Source organism: Flavobacterium sp., assembly GCF_044348915.1.
Classification (GTDB): Bacteria; Bacteroidota; Bacteroidia; order Flavobacteriales; family Flavobacteriaceae; genus Flavobacterium.
This window is the reverse complement of sequence record NZ_JBIKRX010000013.1, coordinates 35,090-52,831: the sequence shown is the minus strand read 5'-3', so window position 1 is coordinate 52,831 and position 17,742 is coordinate 35,090. Positions and strand designations below refer to the sequence as shown.

11 protein-coding genes are annotated in these 17,742 nt (G+C 36.2%); 3 read left to right on the top strand and 8 right to left on the bottom strand.

Going from position 1 to position 17,742, the window contains the following annotated elements; translation table 11 throughout:
- Positions 1-303: 303 nt before the first annotated feature.
- Positions 304-2,079 carry a 30S ribosomal protein S1 gene (gene rpsA, locus ACIQ1E_RS04050; protein ID WP_396168919.1) on the bottom strand — a complete coding sequence of 592 codons (1,776 nt, stop codon included), beginning with the start codon at positions 2,077-2,079 and terminating at the stop codon, positions 304-306.
- A 618-nt stretch (positions 2,080-2,697) separates the two neighbouring features.
- Between rpsA and ACIQ1E_RS04045 the strand changes: the two genes are divergently transcribed.
- The 3 genes from ACIQ1E_RS04045 to ACIQ1E_RS04035 all read left to right on the top strand — a co-directional run bounded on the left by ACIQ1E_RS04045 (position 2,698) and on the right by ACIQ1E_RS04035 (position 7,304).
- A complete protein-coding gene (locus ACIQ1E_RS04045; RefSeq protein WP_396168917.1) occupies positions 2,698-4,095 on the top strand; it encodes an ADP-ribosylglycohydrolase family protein in 1,398 nt (465 codons plus the stop codon).
- Between the two features lie 38 nt (positions 4,096-4,133).
- Positions 4,134-6,575 (top strand): hypothetical protein, encoded by a 2,442-nt coding sequence (locus ACIQ1E_RS04040; protein ID WP_396168915.1) that lies wholly within the window; start codon positions 4,134-4,136, stop codon positions 6,573-6,575.
- A gap of 255 nt (positions 6,576-6,830) precedes the next feature.
- Entirely contained in the window at positions 6,831-7,304 is a 474-nt protein-coding gene (locus ACIQ1E_RS04035; protein WP_396168913.1) for a nuclear transport factor 2 family protein, read from the top strand.
- A 530-nt stretch (positions 7,305-7,834) separates the two neighbouring features.
- On the opposite strand, the gene ACIQ1E_RS04030 is transcribed toward ACIQ1E_RS04035, so the two are convergent.
- From ACIQ1E_RS04030 to ACIQ1E_RS04000, 7 genes are all read right to left on the bottom strand, one after another.
- On the bottom strand, positions 7,835-8,773 hold the full coding sequence (locus tag ACIQ1E_RS04030; protein ID WP_396168912.1) for a DUF481 domain-containing protein: 939 nt from the start codon (positions 8,771-8,773) through the stop codon (positions 7,835-7,837).
- 161 nt (positions 8,774-8,934) lie between these two features.
- Positions 8,935-10,548 carry an NAD-dependent malic enzyme gene (locus ACIQ1E_RS04025; RefSeq protein ID WP_396168910.1) on the bottom strand — a complete coding sequence of 538 codons (1,614 nt, stop codon included), beginning with the start codon at positions 10,546-10,548 and terminating at the stop codon, positions 8,935-8,937.
- Between the two features lie 291 nt (positions 10,549-10,839).
- The gene (locus ACIQ1E_RS04020) at positions 10,840-12,234 is read right to left on the bottom strand and encodes an SLC13 family permease (protein ID WP_396168908.1); all 1,395 of its coding nucleotides are present in this window, start codon (positions 12,232-12,234) and stop codon (positions 10,840-10,842) included.
- A 205-nt stretch (positions 12,235-12,439) separates the two neighbouring features.
- A complete protein-coding gene (locus ACIQ1E_RS04015; RefSeq protein WP_396168907.1) occupies positions 12,440-13,621 on the bottom strand; it encodes a porin in 1,182 nt (393 codons plus the stop codon).
- A gap of 15 nt (positions 13,622-13,636) precedes the next feature.
- The gene (locus tag ACIQ1E_RS04010) at positions 13,637-14,707 is read right to left on the bottom strand and encodes a type II asparaginase (protein ID WP_396168905.1); all 1,071 of its coding nucleotides are present in this window, start codon (positions 14,705-14,707) and stop codon (positions 13,637-13,639) included.
- A 32-nt stretch (positions 14,708-14,739) separates the two neighbouring features.
- Positions 14,740-16,185 carry an aspartate ammonia-lyase gene (locus ACIQ1E_RS04005; RefSeq protein WP_396168903.1) on the bottom strand — a complete coding sequence of 482 codons (1,446 nt, stop codon included), beginning with the start codon at positions 16,183-16,185 and terminating at the stop codon, positions 14,740-14,742.
- A 19-nt stretch (positions 16,186-16,204) separates the two neighbouring features.
- Positions 16,205-17,557, bottom strand: coding sequence for an anaerobic C4-dicarboxylate transporter family protein (locus ACIQ1E_RS04000; protein ID WP_396168901.1), 1,353 nt, complete (start codon positions 17,555-17,557; stop codon positions 16,205-16,207).
- Positions 17,558-17,742: the final 185 nt, after the last annotated feature.

Below are 17,742 nucleotides of genomic sequence, written 5' to 3'. Positions count from 1 at the left end.
CAAAACTTTGCTAAAATACGCTCAGTCATTGATACAACTATAAAAAATGGCCTAAATGTATTGGAAGCATTGGTAATAATAGCTAAATTTGAGTTTGAATTATAAACTGATTAGTTACAAAAAATTATAGATTTTAAAGAAATCATAGACGTTTCACTTTTGCATAGCTACAACCCAAAACTGAAGGAAGAACAATCAAAACAAAATCTGTGACCCGAGCGATAGCGAATAGGCGAAGCAATCAGTGGCAAAAAAAAAAGTCCCGATTACTCGGGACTCTCTATATTCAAAACGATTAAAAGATTATTTCTTTTTCTCGTTTTTTTCCATTTTGGCTTTCAAACCAGCAAGAATATCATTGGCATCACCAAGAGTCGAAGCTGGAGCATTTGTATTTGCCGCAACTGCTTCTGCAACAGCTTTCACTGCTTTTTCTTCTTCTTCACGGAAGATAGCGGTATGAGATGCTACAACTCTTTTGAATTCTTTGTTGAATTCGATTACTTTGAAATCAGCAGTTTCGCCTTTTTTCAATTTTTTACCGTCTTCTTTTTCAAGGTGACGAGTAGGAATGAAAGCAACGATATCTTCACCAAATTCTACAGTAGCTCCTTTGTCAACAATTTCAGAGATTTCACCTGAGTGGATAGTTCCCACTGCGAATGAATCTTCGTATTGATCCCAAGGATTAGCAGTAGTTTGTTTGTGACCTAAAGATAATTTACGTCCATCAACATCTAATTCTAATACCACTACGTCAAGTTTTTCACCAACATTTACAAATTCAGATGGGTGTTTGATTTTCTTAGTCCAAGAAAGGTCAGAGATATAAATCAATCCGTCGATTCCTTCTTCTAATTCTACGAAAATTCCAAAGTTTGTAAAGTTTCTTACGATACCTACATGTTTAGAACCTACTGGGTATTTAGAAGTAATATCAGTCCAAGGATCTTGCGACAATTGTTTGATACCTAATGACATTTTACGATCATCTCTATCTAAAGTTAAGATTTGAGCCTCAACAATATCACCCACTTTTACGAAATCTTGAGCAGAACGTAAATGAGTTGACCATGACATTTCAGAAACGTGGATCAAACCTTCAACACCTTCAGCAACTTCGATAAATGCACCGTAATCAGCGATAACTACTACTTTACCTTTTACTTTATCACCAATAGTTAAATTAGCATCAAGAGCATCCCAAGGGTGAGCATTCAATTGTTTCAATCCTAATTGGATTCTTGTTTTCTCATCATCAAAATCAAGGATAACCACATTCAGCACTTGGTCTAATTCAAGAACTTCAGATGGGTGGTTGATTCTTGACCAAGAAAGGTCAGTAATGTGGATCAATCCATCAACACCACCAAGGTCAATAAACACACCGTAAGAAGTAATGTTTTTAACAACACCTTCTAATACTTGTCCTTTTTGTAATTTTCCGATGATTTCTTTTTTCTGTACTTCAATATCCGCTTCGATAAGCGCTTTATGAGATACAACAACATTTTTGAATTCGTGGTTGATTTTTACCACTTTGAATTCCATGTTTTTATTTACATATACATCGTAGTCTCTAATTGGTTTAACATCAATTTGAGAACCTGGAAGGAAAGCTTCAATTCCGAAAACGTCCACAATCATACCACCTTTAGTTCTGCATTTTACAAAACCAGTAACGATTTCTCCTGTTTCGTTAGCCGAAATAACTCTATCCCATGATTTGATAGTACGTGCTTTTCTGTGAGATAATACCAATTGACCTGTTTTATCCTCACGGATATCAATCAATACTTCTACTTTGTCACCTACTTTAAGTGCTGGATTGTAACGGAATTCGTTCAATGAAATAACACCTTCCGATTTTGCGTTGATATCAACGATAACGTCTCTATCTGTAATTCTAACAACGATACCTTCTACTACTTCTTCTTGATCTGTCGCGATAAAAGTTTTTGAAACTAGGTCTTCGAATTCTTGTAAGTTTTTCTCATCTACGGCATCAATACCTTCTTCAAAGTTGTGCCAGTTAAAATTTGCTAAAAACTCTTCTTGTAATTTTAATTGTTCAGACATGCTGATTAAAAATTTGTATTCTGCATTTTCTCGAGTTTCATAACGTGCTAGAAAACAACAGAAGTTGTTTGTATAATTAGTTTTTACCTAAAGGAAACTCTTATTCACCAAAAGGTGTGCAAAAGTAATTCTTTTATTTTGAACTGCAAAATAATTTTCCAGAGATAATCTATTGATTTTTAGGAGCAAGACTTTTTGTGGTTTTTATGAGCTCTGCTCCCGCTTTACGTTGCAATCTTGTCATTGCGAGCTTGCGCGGCAATCTCACTATAACAAGGATTTCCTCTGCAATCGGGGCTATTTATGACTTATAGGATTTCAACACCTTAGCTAAAGTATAAAATTTAAGCAAAGGTTCTTTTCATTAAAACCGATTCTCGATATATTTTTTGTTCAGTTATAATCCGCAAAAAACACTCAAATTGTCGTTTTTAATAATTACACCCAATTAGTTATTTTATTAATGAATTTTGTAATGATTTATCCTTACTTTAGGCAAATAAATTTCAGTAACTAGAATAAGGCAAAGTCAGCTAATTCGATTGGAGTTTAGCGTTAACGAGAAAAATATATTTTTAAGTAATTGACAAAGAAAAAAACGCAACATTACAATAAAAGATGAACGAAATTGCAACAAAAATAACTTGGTTAAACCTGCCAATTGACAATCCAAAACGAATTGAAATTGACTTGCAATTTACAGAAAAGCTGTTTTCTAAATTGACAAATGGACTTATTCCAAATCAAATGGAAGACAAATGGTTTATCTATTGCGAAAACAATTGGCTACACTTTCATCGTTCTTGGACAGGTTTTGGGATTTACAAAGCACCCTTAATAAAACAGAAAAATGGTTATGCTATTAAAGAATTTTGGGCTGAAAGAAATCAGGACAAGTACAATAACAAAGAGGACAAAACCGACATTGAACAGATTTCATTTTTAATTGCAAGAGGCCTTTTAGGAATAGATGCAAATGAAATATTCGTCAACCAAAATATCAAATCCGAATCGGATATAATCCAAGGTTGGAGCACTTTTGGCAATATGCTTTTCACCAATCAAGGAGTAGATTATACAAACAAAATTAAATCTGTTCTTTTTGGAGTGGCTGTTGGCGACGCACTTGGAGTGCCCGTTGAGTTTAAAAATAGACAAACTATAAGTGCTAATCCAGTAAAAGATATGATGGGTTACGGAACTTACAATTTGCCAGCAGGAACTTGGTCAGATGACAGTTCACTAAGCTTTTGCCTTGCAGAAGCTTTGACAAAAGACTTTGACTTGAACACTATCGGACAAAATTTTATAAACTGGTATTACAACAACTATTGGACACCTAGAGGAAATGTTTTTGATATTGGTATTGCAACAAGACAAGCAATTGACCGCCTTGCAAAAGGCGAACAACCAGAATTAGCTGGAGGTTTCGAAGCTTCATCAAACGGCAACGGTTCATTAATGAGAATTTTACCTTTGCTATTTTATTTGTTAGACAAACCCATTAATGAGCGATATGAAATAATAAAACAAGTTTCTTCCATCACGCACGGTCACATTCGTTCCGTAATTGCTTGCTTTTATTATCTTGAATTTGCTTTACACCTTTTAGATGGAAAAGATAAATTTGAAGCTTACAAAAAACTTCAAACAGAAATCACAAATCACCTACAGTCTCTTTCAATTAATCCAACTGAGGTAAATTTTTTTGATCGTTTGCTACAACAAAACATTCACGAACTGTCAGAAGAAAATATTTTTAGCAGCGGCTATGTGTTGCATACACTTGAAGCCAGTATTTGGTGTTTACTGACTACTGAAAACTACAAAGATGCAGTTTTGAAAGCTGTAAACTTAGGCGAAGATACGGATACAACAGGCGCAGTAACAGGTGGGCTTGCAGGATTGTGTTATGGACTTGATACTATCCCACCAAACTGGTTAAAACAACTCGCACGATATGACGACATCGAAAACTTGGCAGAACGATTGGGAAAGAATATTGCAAACCACTAATTATTGTTGCTCATCAGATTTAATACATAAACGAGATAATGAAATATAAAAACATAAGAGAAGAAGAACTTAAAAACAAAGTGGGTGCCGATTGGTTCAAGCAATTTGACACTACCGAAATCATTGGAAATATAGACTTTACCGTTTTTCCAAAACAAGACAACTTATTTGGAAGAACACCGCTTCTTTGGGCGGAAGCCAAAACTGGAAATTTTGACATTCCAACAATGTTTGTGCAACTGATTCTAACCATTGGAAAAGCAAGAACCTTTGACAAAACTTTACCTCCTGCTTTTTTAGGCGCTTTTGACTTTAAAAAAATTGCTTTTGTACCTTATATCAATGTTCAAGACATATTTTATTTGAACGACTTTAATTGGAATGTAGCACCAAGTAATCACGAAACCAAAGAGTTTAAACTCATTAAAGAACGAATTGAAACTATACTAAAACGAAATACTTATGTATATGATTTCGTAAAAGAGGATAAAGACCTTGTAACTTTCATCAAAAACAATGTAGCTAAAGCTACTACAACAAGTAAATTAAAAATTGACAAAAATAATTTCATTCCCATTTACTTACGTTGGCTCGAAATAGTAAAACCAAACATTGATGTCAATTGGGATGACTTAAAAAAGGCAAACATCTTCGATAATGACTTTTATCTTGCTGACCTTTTTGTGGACGACCGTGATACACAAAATATTGATGACGACCTTACCATAAGAGATAGTTTATTTGTGGTGTTTCAAAATCAAGGCTACAAAATAGCAAAAGAAAACATCAGGCAAATGTTTGATGCGACCATCAATTTAAAAAACAAAGAAACTTATCTGCAATTTTGGAAACGATACAAACGACCACCCATAAAAGAATTTCAAGACTACATAATCGAACGTCGAGATTTACTCGTTCAGCAAGATATTAGAGAACGAAAAGGAGCTTTTTTCACCCCTCGACAATGGGTTGAACTTTCACAAAAATACCTCACCGATTATTTAGGCGAAAACTGGCAAGACGACTATTACATTTGGGATTGTGCTGCCGGAACTGGAAATCTTTTGGCGGGTTTAACCAATAAGTATCACATTTACGCCAGTACATTAGACCAAGCAGACATCAATGTAATGCACGAACGTATCGACCACGGAGCCAATCTTTTGAAAAACCATGTGTTTCAATTTGACTTCCTGAATGACGATTTTACTAAACTTCCTCAAGGTTTGCAAGACATTATTAATGACGAAGAAAAACGAAAAAAATTAGTAATTTACATTAATCCGCCGTATGCGGAGGCCACATCATCAAAAACGGTAACTGGCACAGGAGAAAACAAAAGTGGTGTAACAACAAATTTTAAAATAAATGACCAACTAAAACCTAAAATTGGAAATGCTTCCAACGAAATTTTTGCCTTGTTTATGGCAAACATTTATGAAAAAATGCCAGGTTGCATCTTAGGTCAATTTTCAAAATTGAAATTTGTAAACGGTTCTAATTTTAAAAAATTTAAAGACTATTTTTTAGCGGATTATGTAAGTGGATTTATTGTTCCTGCCGAAACATTTGACAATGTAAAAGGCAAATTCCCTATTGGTTTCACTATTTGGAACACTAGCAAAAAATCAAAAATAGATATTATCGAAACAGATGTTTTTGATAAGAATGGAAATTTCAAGGGAACTAAAAATTTTTATGGAGATTTACCACATAGTATTAATAAATGGTTTGTTCAATTTCAAATTAAAACAAAAGAAAATATAGGTTTATTATCAAATTATCCTCCTGATTTTCAAAACCAAGCCAAGGTTTTTATAAAAATTAATCAAATGGCAAGAAGTGGTTCAATAAATATTGTAGCTACCAATATAATTCCGATTTCAATATATTTTTCAGTCCGTCTTTGCCTTGAAGCTACTTGGCTCAATGACCGAGACCAATTTTCATTCCCAAATGATGGTTGGAAAACTGATGCAGAATTTCAAAACGATTGTTTAGCTTTTGCACTTTTTTATGGTCAAAATAGAATTTCCAGTAGCGAAGGAATTAACCATTGGATTCCGTTTACTGAACAAGAAGTACATGCCAAAGAAAAATTTGCCAGTAATTTTATGACCAACTTTATCAATGGTAAACTAAAAGTGGAGCAAAAAACGGAACATTCTTTATTCGAAAATGAAGTACAAGTTGGGGTTTATGACAACCAACCAAAAGAATTTTCAGAAGAAGCTACAGCTGTATTCAATGCTGGGCGTGAATTATGGAACTATTATCATTCACAAAAAGAAGTAAACGTCAACGCAAGTTTGTATGATATAAGAGAGTATTTTCAAGGCAGAAACGATAAAGGCAGAATGAATGCAAGAAGTGATGATTCCAAGTATACTGAATTAATAAGTGAATTAAGAAGCAAGCTAAACATTTTGGCAGACAAAATTAAGCCCAAAATTTACGAGTATGAATTTTTGAAGGAGTAGTTGTCCAAGCTGGCTCAAGCAAAGCGAACAGGCGATGCAAATCAAATAATTTGCGCACGTTTGTTGAGATTCTTCCTTCGTCAGAATGACAAATAGCGCTTAACTTAATGACAGTGGCTGCACGAATCCTTACGTGTGGTAGTTCAAACAAAACTTAAGACTATGAAATTGAAAAATAAATATTACTCCATAATTTTTATCCCCCCGCTGCCGCACGAATCCTTTCGTGTGGTAGTTCAATCAAAACTTACCACTATGAAATTGAAAAGTAAATTATCAGCAATACTTTTTATCGTATTAGTTGCTTTTACAGCGAACGCACAGGACAAAATAAGAGTATATGTTCCTGCTGATACAATTCTTTATGCCCAAATTGAATCCATGGATAAAGTATTTTTTGATGCTTATAATAGCTGCGATTTAAAAAAACAAGAATCGATTTATTCCGATACCATTGAATTTTTTTACGACAAAGCCGGATTAATAAATTCAAAGTCTGAAATTATCTTAGGAACTAAAAATAATATTTGTGGTAAAGTAACTCGATATATAATTCCTGGAAGCATTGAAGTGTATCCTATACACAACTACGGTGCGGTAGAAATCGGATTTCATAGATTTTATAATAATCAAGAACCTGACGCAGCATCAAAACCAAGTAAGTTTTTTATCGTTTGGAAAAAAGAAAATGAAAACTGGACAATTACAAAAGTGGTTAGTCTGCATTAACAACAAGCCCGCTAGGCAATTCTGATGGCTATCGGAATTTCGGAGCAGAAGCCAATAGAAAAAAACTGTTCGCCAAATTTGACCAAGCAACCAAACCCCGCACGAGATGAATAACCTTTTAGGATCCAATCCAGACAAGCAAAAGTATGCTGAAAAGGCAGAAGACTTATTCAAAAGCCTACTCGAATGGTTACGAAAAAATAAGTCTTCTCATATAGAAGGTGTTGAAAAGAGAAAATCAATCTAAACAAGAAATACTAGCTTGATTTACATCCATTTTAGGAAAGTCCAATACTAGAAAGTCTCTATAAGACCTAACAAATCAAAAAAAACTGTAATAATCTCTACATAAGATTGTTACAGATTATTTATTATCACAAACCACAACTTCTAACATTTCGGGCTTCGTACATCGTCAATCGTCAATCGTACTTCCATCTTCCAACTATCATCTTACCACCTCTCACTTCGTACCTCGTACCTCGTATATCGTAAATCGTAACTCGTACCTCCTTCTTCCATCTTCCAACTCAAAACGTAAACCCTATCGACGTTATCACACCCCAGTCATTCAAAGGCTTGGCATCTTTAGAGGGCTGGCTATCGTAATTCTCATAAATTTGGAGATTGAGGTAGAAATCTTTGAAGAGTTCATATTTTGCTGCTAAATCATATTCGAGCCGGATTCGTCCCAAGTTGGTTACAGAAGGATACAATTCGACTCCAGAGGTAACATCTACTTTTGGGCTGCGGTATTTGAACCATTTGACTTGTGCGCCCAATAAGGCTTCTAAATTTTCGGAAGTTGTTGCGGTAGCAATAGTTTTTTCTTGATTGGCAACCAAGCCCCCCATTACATTAAACCGAACCGAATTCGTTCTCGAAACATCATACCCCATAGAGTAGCCAGCTTGAACCCTATAATCGAGGTCCAATTGCGTATTTTGTTGGCCTTGCACAAAGATATTACTTTGCCATTTATTGGGTAAATAATGACTCACTGCAAATCCAAGTGTATTATTTTTAGACATTGATGTTCCATCATCGGTCTGCAGACTTTCAAATTTAAGTTGAGTCGCATAGTATGTCGTTCTGTAAGTAACCTTTGTGTTCAAACTGTATTGAAAGACATTACTAGCTTTGGTGTAGGTCAACCCTAAATCAAAAGAGCCATCAATTTTTTGAAAAAAGGAACGTTTGATAGGGACAATCAAAACAATATCCCACAAACGTTTAGAAACAGTGTCCGTTACACTAATGATATCTACAGTCGACATCACATTTGATTTTTTCAAGCGACCAAAATACTTTTGCCCTGAATTAAGACGTATTTCGAAATACTTTGAAGAATGAATCGAATTGATTCTATCAAATTGAATACTGACGGTTTTCATCGCATCTGTACTCAAATTAAGCAACCCATATTCAAATTTCTTTAGCTCACCAGTTATTCTATCTCCATTTCTCATATAGATAGTATCATTCTTCTGCGCCTGAACGCTCAGAAAAGTGAAGCAAAAAAAAGAAAAATAAATAATAAAATTCTTTAACATTTACGAATAGCTGGATAAAAAAGCATTTCTCACTGCTTTGCTTGGATTAAATAAAATGTAAAATAACAAAAATATTATCAATATGTTGGAACATACATTTTACTTTTTACAAATGCACTTATATCATCTGGTCGATCAACAGTAGCCAACCCGCTATCAAAAATCAATGTGGCAACTTTTATGGCAACATTGACAGATACTTCTAAAATATTTTTCACACTGGGGTAAATCAATCCCATTTCAAAGTCTTTTTGACTAACTTGTTCGGCCACTGCTTCGGCTGCCGTAATAAACATCAAATCGGTGACTCTTTTAGCTTCGGTCGCAAATATGGCCAATCCCATTGCGGGAAAAATAAATACATTGTTTCCCTGACCTGGCGTAAAGGTTTTCCCTTCAAACTCGACAGCGGCAAATGGGCTTCCGCTAGCAAAAATAGCTTTTCCCTTACTCCAAACGTAAGCTTGTTCTGCTGTACATTCGGAATGCGAAGTCGGATTAGAATACGGAAAAATGATTGGTCTTTCATTGACCAAACTCATATTTTCGATAACTTGTTGGTTGAAGGCGCCACCCACAGTACTCACACCAATAATCGCCGTAGGTTTCACTTGAAGAATGGCTGTTGCCAAATCATTTGTTGGTTCTCCTTGATGAGAAAATTGTTTTTGATAATCGGCTAAATCGGTTCTGGATTGCACTAACAATCCGTTGATGTCAAACATCCAAATACGCTCTAAAGCCTCTTCCCTGCTCAATCCGTCTTTTTGGAATTTTTGAACTAACAAATCGGCGATTCCAAAAGCTGCAGCTCCTGCTCCAAAAAAGAGAAATTTCTGATTCTTGAAAGGTTTCCCCATCAAGCGGCTAATCGAAATAAATCCTGCTGTAGCAATCGCTGCCGTACCCTGAATATCATCATTATAGGTACATACTTTGTCTTTAAATTTATTAAGAATTCGGATGGCATCAACCCCTTTAAAATCTTCCCATTGGATGCAAATCTTTGGAAAAACTTCGTTAATGGCCACCACAAAGGCTTCGATAAAATCATCATATTCTTTGCCTGTGATTCGCTTTTGTTTCAAACCCGGATAGAGAGGATCGTTTAAAAAGTCTTCATTATTGGTGCCAACATCCAAAATTATAGGAAGTGTATGCTGTGGAGGAACACCAGCACAAGCGGTATACAACGCCAATTTACCGATGGGAATTCCCAATCCGCAAACACCTAGGTCACCCAATCCCAATATACGTCCTCCATCCGTTACAACCGTAAATCGAATATCTTCTTCGTGCCAATTTCTGAGAATTTCCTTGATCCGATCTTTTTGATGGATTGAAATAAATACGCCACGCACTCTTCTGGTAATATGTCCGAATTTTTCGCAAGCTTCGCCCACAGTTGGTGTATAAACTAATGGCAAAAATTTAGCTGGATCATTGCTAACCAAATTAAAAAACAAAGTTTCATTAGTTTCTAATAAATTAGATAAATAAATGTATTTATTGATGGGAGCGACAATCTGTTCCAATTGCTCATTGACGCGGAACATTTGCGTTTCAATCGTTTCGATTTGGTCTGGCAACAAACCCTCTAAACCGTATTGTTTTCTTTCTTCTAAAGTAAATGCCGTCCCTTTATTAAATCTAGGATCACGCATCATCAAATAACCTTTTAAATCTTTCATCTTAAAAAATTTATAGTAAAACACTACCCTTAACCAGTTGGGTGTAATCAGTTTATGATGATAATTTTTCGTCAGTTCGAGTGGTTTTCGTCAGAAAATTGTCCTTCGACTAGCTCAGGATGACAGAACAAGAAAAATTTCGTTAAAAACGATTCTCGATACACGTCACTTCGAGTAGCGAAGCGTATCGAGAAGTTTCGTTCATCCCGATAGCTATCGGGATCTCACAAAAAGCACTCGAACTGACGTTTTTAATAATTACACCCAACGGGTTAACCTTAAATATTTTTATTAAAGCCAAGATACAAATAGTATCCATAAAACAATCAATAATGGACCAAGAATTCCAACTAATACTCCGCCTTTCCTAAAATCCTTGATATCAAGCATACCTGTGCTATAGGCAATCGCATTGGGTGGTGTTGAAACAGGAAGAAACAAGGCTGTTGAAGCTGCTAAACCAATGATAAGAGCAACCTCAGTTTGAGCATTTACTAAAATAGCCATTCCTAAAGGAATCAACACTGTACTAGTTGCAGTGTGACTCATTACATTAGATAAAATCATCGTCATGAACGCAAACAAAAGCAAAAGAATGATTTCTTGAACCTCCATTTGTTTGATATAACCGGCATAATAATCTAATAAACCCGAATGCAGCAAGGCCAAGCCGAGTGATAACCCTCCTGCTACCAATAAAAGTGTATCCCAAGGAAGTCCTTGTACATCTTTGTTTTTTAGAATACCAAATAATGGAAAGAAAACCAAAGGGATTGCTGACACTGCTCCCACTTTTAAGCCGTGGAATGAAGTGGTCAACCACAGAAAAATCGTAATTGATATGATAACAATTACTGCAAATCGTTCTGTTTTTACTTGATTGGTTAACACCTCTTGTTGAACTTGAAGAAAATCAAGCGAAATGGCTTTGGTGTCTTTGATATAAACCAAAATCAATACAAAGCAACTTATAGCCGTCAAAACAAAAGCAAGTGGCAAACCATAAATCATCCAATCAAGGAATGAAACCTCGATACCAACATTTTCTAATGCACCAATAGCGATCAGATTGGGTGGACTTCCGATAATGGTTCCCATTCCACCTGTGGTTGCAGCAATAGGTACACCTAATAGAAAGGCTTTGGTCAGGGAAGATTCTTTTCCCAGGGAATTCAAAAGTGGCATAATCGAGGCAATAACCATAGCAGTTGTGGCTGTATTTGACATTAGCATCGAAGCTACCATCGTGGTCAACATCAGTCCAATGAGCAGATTTCTTGGATTGGAACCTGACATTCTCAAGGTAAATCGAAACAATGCTTCATCTAGTTTCGTCTTGGTCATAGCAGCAGCCATAAAAAAACCGCCAAGCATAAGCCATATTATACTACTGGAAAAAGTGGTGACATATTTTTCGATGTTCTCAGGTGCGGAGTTGAAATTTTCATTTCCCAGCGTAAAAACCAGATAGGCTATAATGAAAATGCTCACTGAAAATGCAGGAACAGCTTCGGTAAACCATAATCCTAAAGCAAAGAATAGTAGAAACAGAACATAGATTTGCGAATCATTAAATTCGGGTTCTTGGAGCAACCAAGTCAATCCTAGTGCAATACCCAATGATATTAGGAACAAATAAACGGATTTGTAGTTTTCCCAATTTCCGTTTTTAATTTTTTCTTGCATAACTGCAGATTTTTAGATGAATAATTTCATTTCAAAAGGACAATAATTCCGATTTTAAAGTATAAAATTAGCCAACTTTAAATAAAAAAACCAGAAGCAATTATTCTTAAGAGAACAATTAATGATACTAATTAAAATCAAAAAATGTTTACTTTCTTAAAAACCACTTCTGGCCTAACCAAACTAACCAAAATCCTTTCTTTTATTAAAATATGCCCAATGGTGCTATAAAACCAACTGAAATACGAGCGGTATTGTAATCCGCTACACCAAATCGAGTTGAAGCATAATCAGAATAATCATAGATACGACCTACAACATTGACAAAAAACTTCAAATTCAAATCTTTCCAAGGATAATATTCCACCGAAGGAATATATCCCCAAGCGGTTCGAATATGATTGTCTGTTTTCAAAGGATCTAAGTCATCATTTTGCCAATTTGCAATATCCATCATCCCAATCAAGGATAAATTAATTTTATCATTTAATCGATAATGAATGTGCATCCAATGCCCAATATACTCTGTATCTACTAATGCCCAAGGATAAAGCGAATCCGGAACTGTAGCGCTTACTATTCCAGTTCTGTCCAAGTCTTCAACACTCAACTTGAAATCATAAGCAACTACCAATTTGCCAAGGGTTAGTTCTTGACCCAACGCTATATAATTCATAAAGGTATTTTTCGCTTCGGTATGCAATGCATAGCCCCACATTGTTTTCAACTTTCCGTCAAAAAGACTTCCAGTCCAGTTGGCCACAAAAGCCAGTGGTGCTTTTGACTCCGTAAAATAGGGTTGTTCGCCATACAATTCTTCAAAAGTTTTGGTTCTAGAGTCCAATACTTGTAGGGTAAAGGAATTGTTTTTATTCACCTGATAGGTGGCTCCAACTCCTGTTAGAAAGTTATCGGCTTGCTCAATAATATCTGAATACTCATAAATTTCTATGGGATTATAATCGAACTCAAATCCGCCCCAAGCGGCACACATCTTACCAAGAGTAAAACTCAATTTCTTGGAGGCATCCACACGGATAAAAGCCAAATCAACGGAACGACTTAAATTATCAATAGATTCCGAAGTTTGTGCACGAGTATAGCGGTCACGGAAACGGAAATAGACTTTTTCGTGAACTTGCCCTTTAAACTCCAACCGAAACTGATTCATTTTAAATTTAGAAGCCGAATAATCACCATCTACAAACTCATTTTGCTCTGAAAATTGCATATTGGCAATCATACTCATATTTTTTAGCAAACCTTGCTTGGCAGCAGGAATTAAGGTTTTATAGGTGATTGTATCGCCCTCCTGCGTTTGTGCCTTTAGAGCTACTGGAAGCAAAACAACCGCTATTGCAAATAGCAAACTATAGATTTTTTTCATAACATTCTTATTTAGTTAGTACTCAATAAATAGTTTTTGTAAATCGTCTCTGCTTCTATTTTTTGATAAAGCCAACATTAGCAGTATTCTTGCTTTTTGAGGATTCAACTCATCCGAAGACACACTTCCGTAATCAGTATCAACAACTTCCCCTTTAATCAAAACGGCACCGATCGGAACTCGTGTTGCTCTTACTACTGGAATTCCTGCCTTCGTTGCTCTCTTCATTGCTTCTAAAGTTCCCGCATTCATATTACCATCACCAACACCTGCAATCACAATTCCTTTGGCACCAGCTTTAACCATGATATCAATCAAATCTGTGGACATATCGGCACAACCGTAAACAATATCAACTCTTGGCAATGATTTCAATCCATCAACTGAAAACTCACTATTGGTAGTATGACGACCAGATGGTTTGTGGAAGAATAAAACTTCACCAAAAATTACGGTTCCTATCAATCCTTCTTGTGGAGACTGAAAGGTGTGTACGGGTGTTGAAAACATCTTTTTCACATCTCTAGCAGCGTGAATGTCATCATTCATAACAACCATTACACCATATCCTTTGGCATTTGGATTAGCAGCCAATGCCACAGCATTATACATATTCAAAGGACCATCAGCGCTCAAAGCGGTGGAAGGACGCATAGAACCAGTTAATACCACAGGTTTGTCACTTTTTACAACCAAATTCAAAAAATAAGCAGTTTCCTCTTGAGTATCGGTTCCGTGAGTAATTACGATACCGTCAACAGCTGCACTTTTCAAAAGTTCATTGATTCGATTGGCCAAATCCAGCCAAACTTTCACACTCATATCTTGTGAACCGACATTGGCAGTTTGTTCCCCTCTTAAATTGGCTAATTTCCTGATATTAGGCACCGCATCTATCATAGCTTCAATTTTAACTTGACCAAAAGTATAAGCCGATCCAGTCGAACTTGCTCCTGCTCCTGCAATAGTTCCGCCAGTAGCAAGTATCACAATATTAGGGAGTTTGGCTTGTCCAAATCCCAAAATGCTTGCACAAAGCATTACAGCGATGAGTACGTTTCTAAAATTAAATTTCATTGTTTTCATAGTTTTAGTTTTTAATTAATGTATTAATAAATTTATTGTGGACTGGTCATTTTAATTGGATCCATAAAATCTTTAATCTGTTCTTCGGTGAGTAATTTTTTCTCGCGAATCAGTTCCAGAATTCCTTTATTGGTTTCCAAAGCTTCTTTGGCCAATTCCGTAGTTTTTTCATATCCCAAAATGGGGTTCAAAGCGGTTACAGTTCCCACACTACGTTCCATATAACGTTTCAAAGTGGCTTCGTTTACAGTGATTCCATCGATACAATTGGTGCGGAACAAAGGCATAGTTTTAAACAACAACGCTTGAGATTCGAAAATAGCCACAGCCACAACGGGTTCATACGCATTTAGTTGAAGCAACCCATCTCGTGAAGCGATGGTAACAGTGGCATCATTCCCTACAATTTTATAGCAAATTTGATTCATTAATTCGAGCATCACCGGATTTACTTTTCCGGGCATAATAGAAGAGCCGGGTTGCAAAGCGGGTAAATTAATTTCGAAAATACCAGTTCGTGGTCCAGAAGCTAAAAAGATGAGGTCACTACTAATTTTGGATAAAGTGACAGCGAAATTTTTCAAAGCCGAAGAATACATCACAAAACCTTGCATACTGGAAGTTGCTGCTATCAAATCGGAACTCAATTTCATTGGTTTTCCGGTAATTTTAGCCAATTGAACAGCACATTTCTCGGCATAACCTGGTGAGGCAGTAATACCAGTTCCAATAGCAGTTGCCCCCATATTTTCTTCATACAGATAGGATTCAGAATGAACCAACGCTTCAATAGCAGCGTCTAATTGGTGCCCAAAACCATGAAACTCCTGACCTACTGTCATTGGCACAGCATCCTGACCTTCGGTACGACCCATTTTGAGTACTTTGCTGTATTGATCTCCTTTTTTGTGAAATGCTGCCGCCAATGCTTTGGCTTCTTTGACTACTTTGTCATTATGAAGCAGAATAGCCACGTGAATAGCCGTTGGATACACATCATTGGTAGATTGTCCCATATTCAAGTCATCGTGAGGTTCAAGGTATTTGTATTCTCCTTTTTTATGACCTGTGAGTTCTAAACCTATATTGGCCAAAACCTCATTGGCGTTCATATTGGCTGAGGTTCCAGCACCACCTTGATAAAGGTCGGTCAGAAACTGGTCGTGATATTTGCCATCCATAACCGCTTTACAGGCTTTTTCAATGGCATCAAATCGGTCTTTTTTCATTCTGCCTACTTCAAAATTAGCTCGGGCTGCTGCCAATTTTACCATAGCGTACGCCTTTACATAATCTGGATAAAAATTAGTTTCTACACCACTAATCTGGAAATTCTCTAATGCTCGTGCGGTTTGTACACCATAATAGGCTTTGTCGGGAATTTGTTTTTCGCCCAACAAATCTTTTTCGATGCGAAACTGAGCAAAAGAACTGATTCCGAAAAAGAGAATCGTTGCTAAAAATAAAATTCTTTTCATGTTGTTAGTATTTAGAGATTTATAATATAATTGATTGTAAAATTAAACCCGCAATAACTGTCGCCACTGTAGTCACAATTCCAGGTAACATAAAGCTATGATTCAGCACGTACTTCCCTATTTTGGTGGTTCCTGTTCGGTCAAATTGTATAGCTGTTAGTAAGGTTGGATAGCCCGGTATAAAAAAGTGACCATTTACAGCTGGGAAAATACCTATCAAAAAGGCAGGAGCTATTCCTAAAGACAATCCCAATGGCATCAAAGCTTTTGTGGTAGCAGCTTGACTGAAAAGTAAAATACTCAGTACAAACAAAGCAATCGCAAAAGACCAAGGATAAGCGGTAACCAATTCGCCTAAAGTGTTTTTTATAATTACATAATTGTATTGCATAAAAGTGCCACTCATCCAAACCACACCAAAAACGGCAATGGTAGCTTGACCTGCTGAAGCAAAAAGACTAGCTTTAGTAACTTCGGATGCAGTAGTGTTGGCAAAAAGTATAATAAAACCAGCCGCAGCAAGCATGAGCATCATAATCATAGAAGGAATTTGAACTTGACCGGAAGCATTCACAGCAAAATTAGGTGTGAAGCCCTGACTCCCTGAAAATTCAGGTATTATGGAAGGAAAAGAACCCAGTAAAACAACCGCTAATACAGCCAAACCAAAAATCACAACCGAATTAACAGCTCCGGGTTTAAGTGCAATTTCAGTATCTTGTGAGGAACCAGTAATACTTTGAGCAAATACAGGATCTTGCATCTTTTCGATAAATTCAGGGTCTTCATCTAGTTCCTTGTCTCTTTTTAGAACAAAAAGAATTCCAACAAAAATACCTATCAACGAAGCAGGAATACAAATCATAAGGATGTCAGCCAATTTTATCCCACTCGAAACCAAAACCGTAAGCAAAGCAGCTGTTGCCGCCGAAACTGGACTGGAAGTAATGCCCATATGAGCCGCCGTAACACTCATACTCAAAGCGCGTTCTGGACGCACTCTGGCTTTTGTAGCAACCTCAGCAATAATGGGTAAAATGGAATAGGAAATATGGGCAGTTCCTGCAAAAAGAGTAAAAAAATAAGTGACAAATGGCCCTAAAATAGTAATTTGTCCAGGATGACTGCGTAGTATTTTGGCGGCTACATTAACCAAATAATCCATACCTCCCGCAGCTTGCAAAGCGGCTGCAGCGGTGACTACGCTCAAAATAATTAACATCACCTCAAGTGGAGGATCGGCAGGCTGCATTCCGAATACAAAGAGTAGAATTAAAAGCCCAATCATTCCCATCACACCCAGACCAATGCCAGACATTCGGGAACCAATAAAAATGCAGATTAATAAAACGGCAAGTTCTAAAAAAATCATTGAGTTCTTAGTTTTAGTAATTAATACTCTATTTCAATTTTATTTAATGGGGCTTCTGACAGATTCGCTTTTTTGAAAGTAAAAAATATTTATACGATTTATCTCAATTATATTACTATCAAATTTAAACAAAATTAAACCCTAAAAAAATACTTACTAATCCGTATATTTGTAAATTAGCTTTT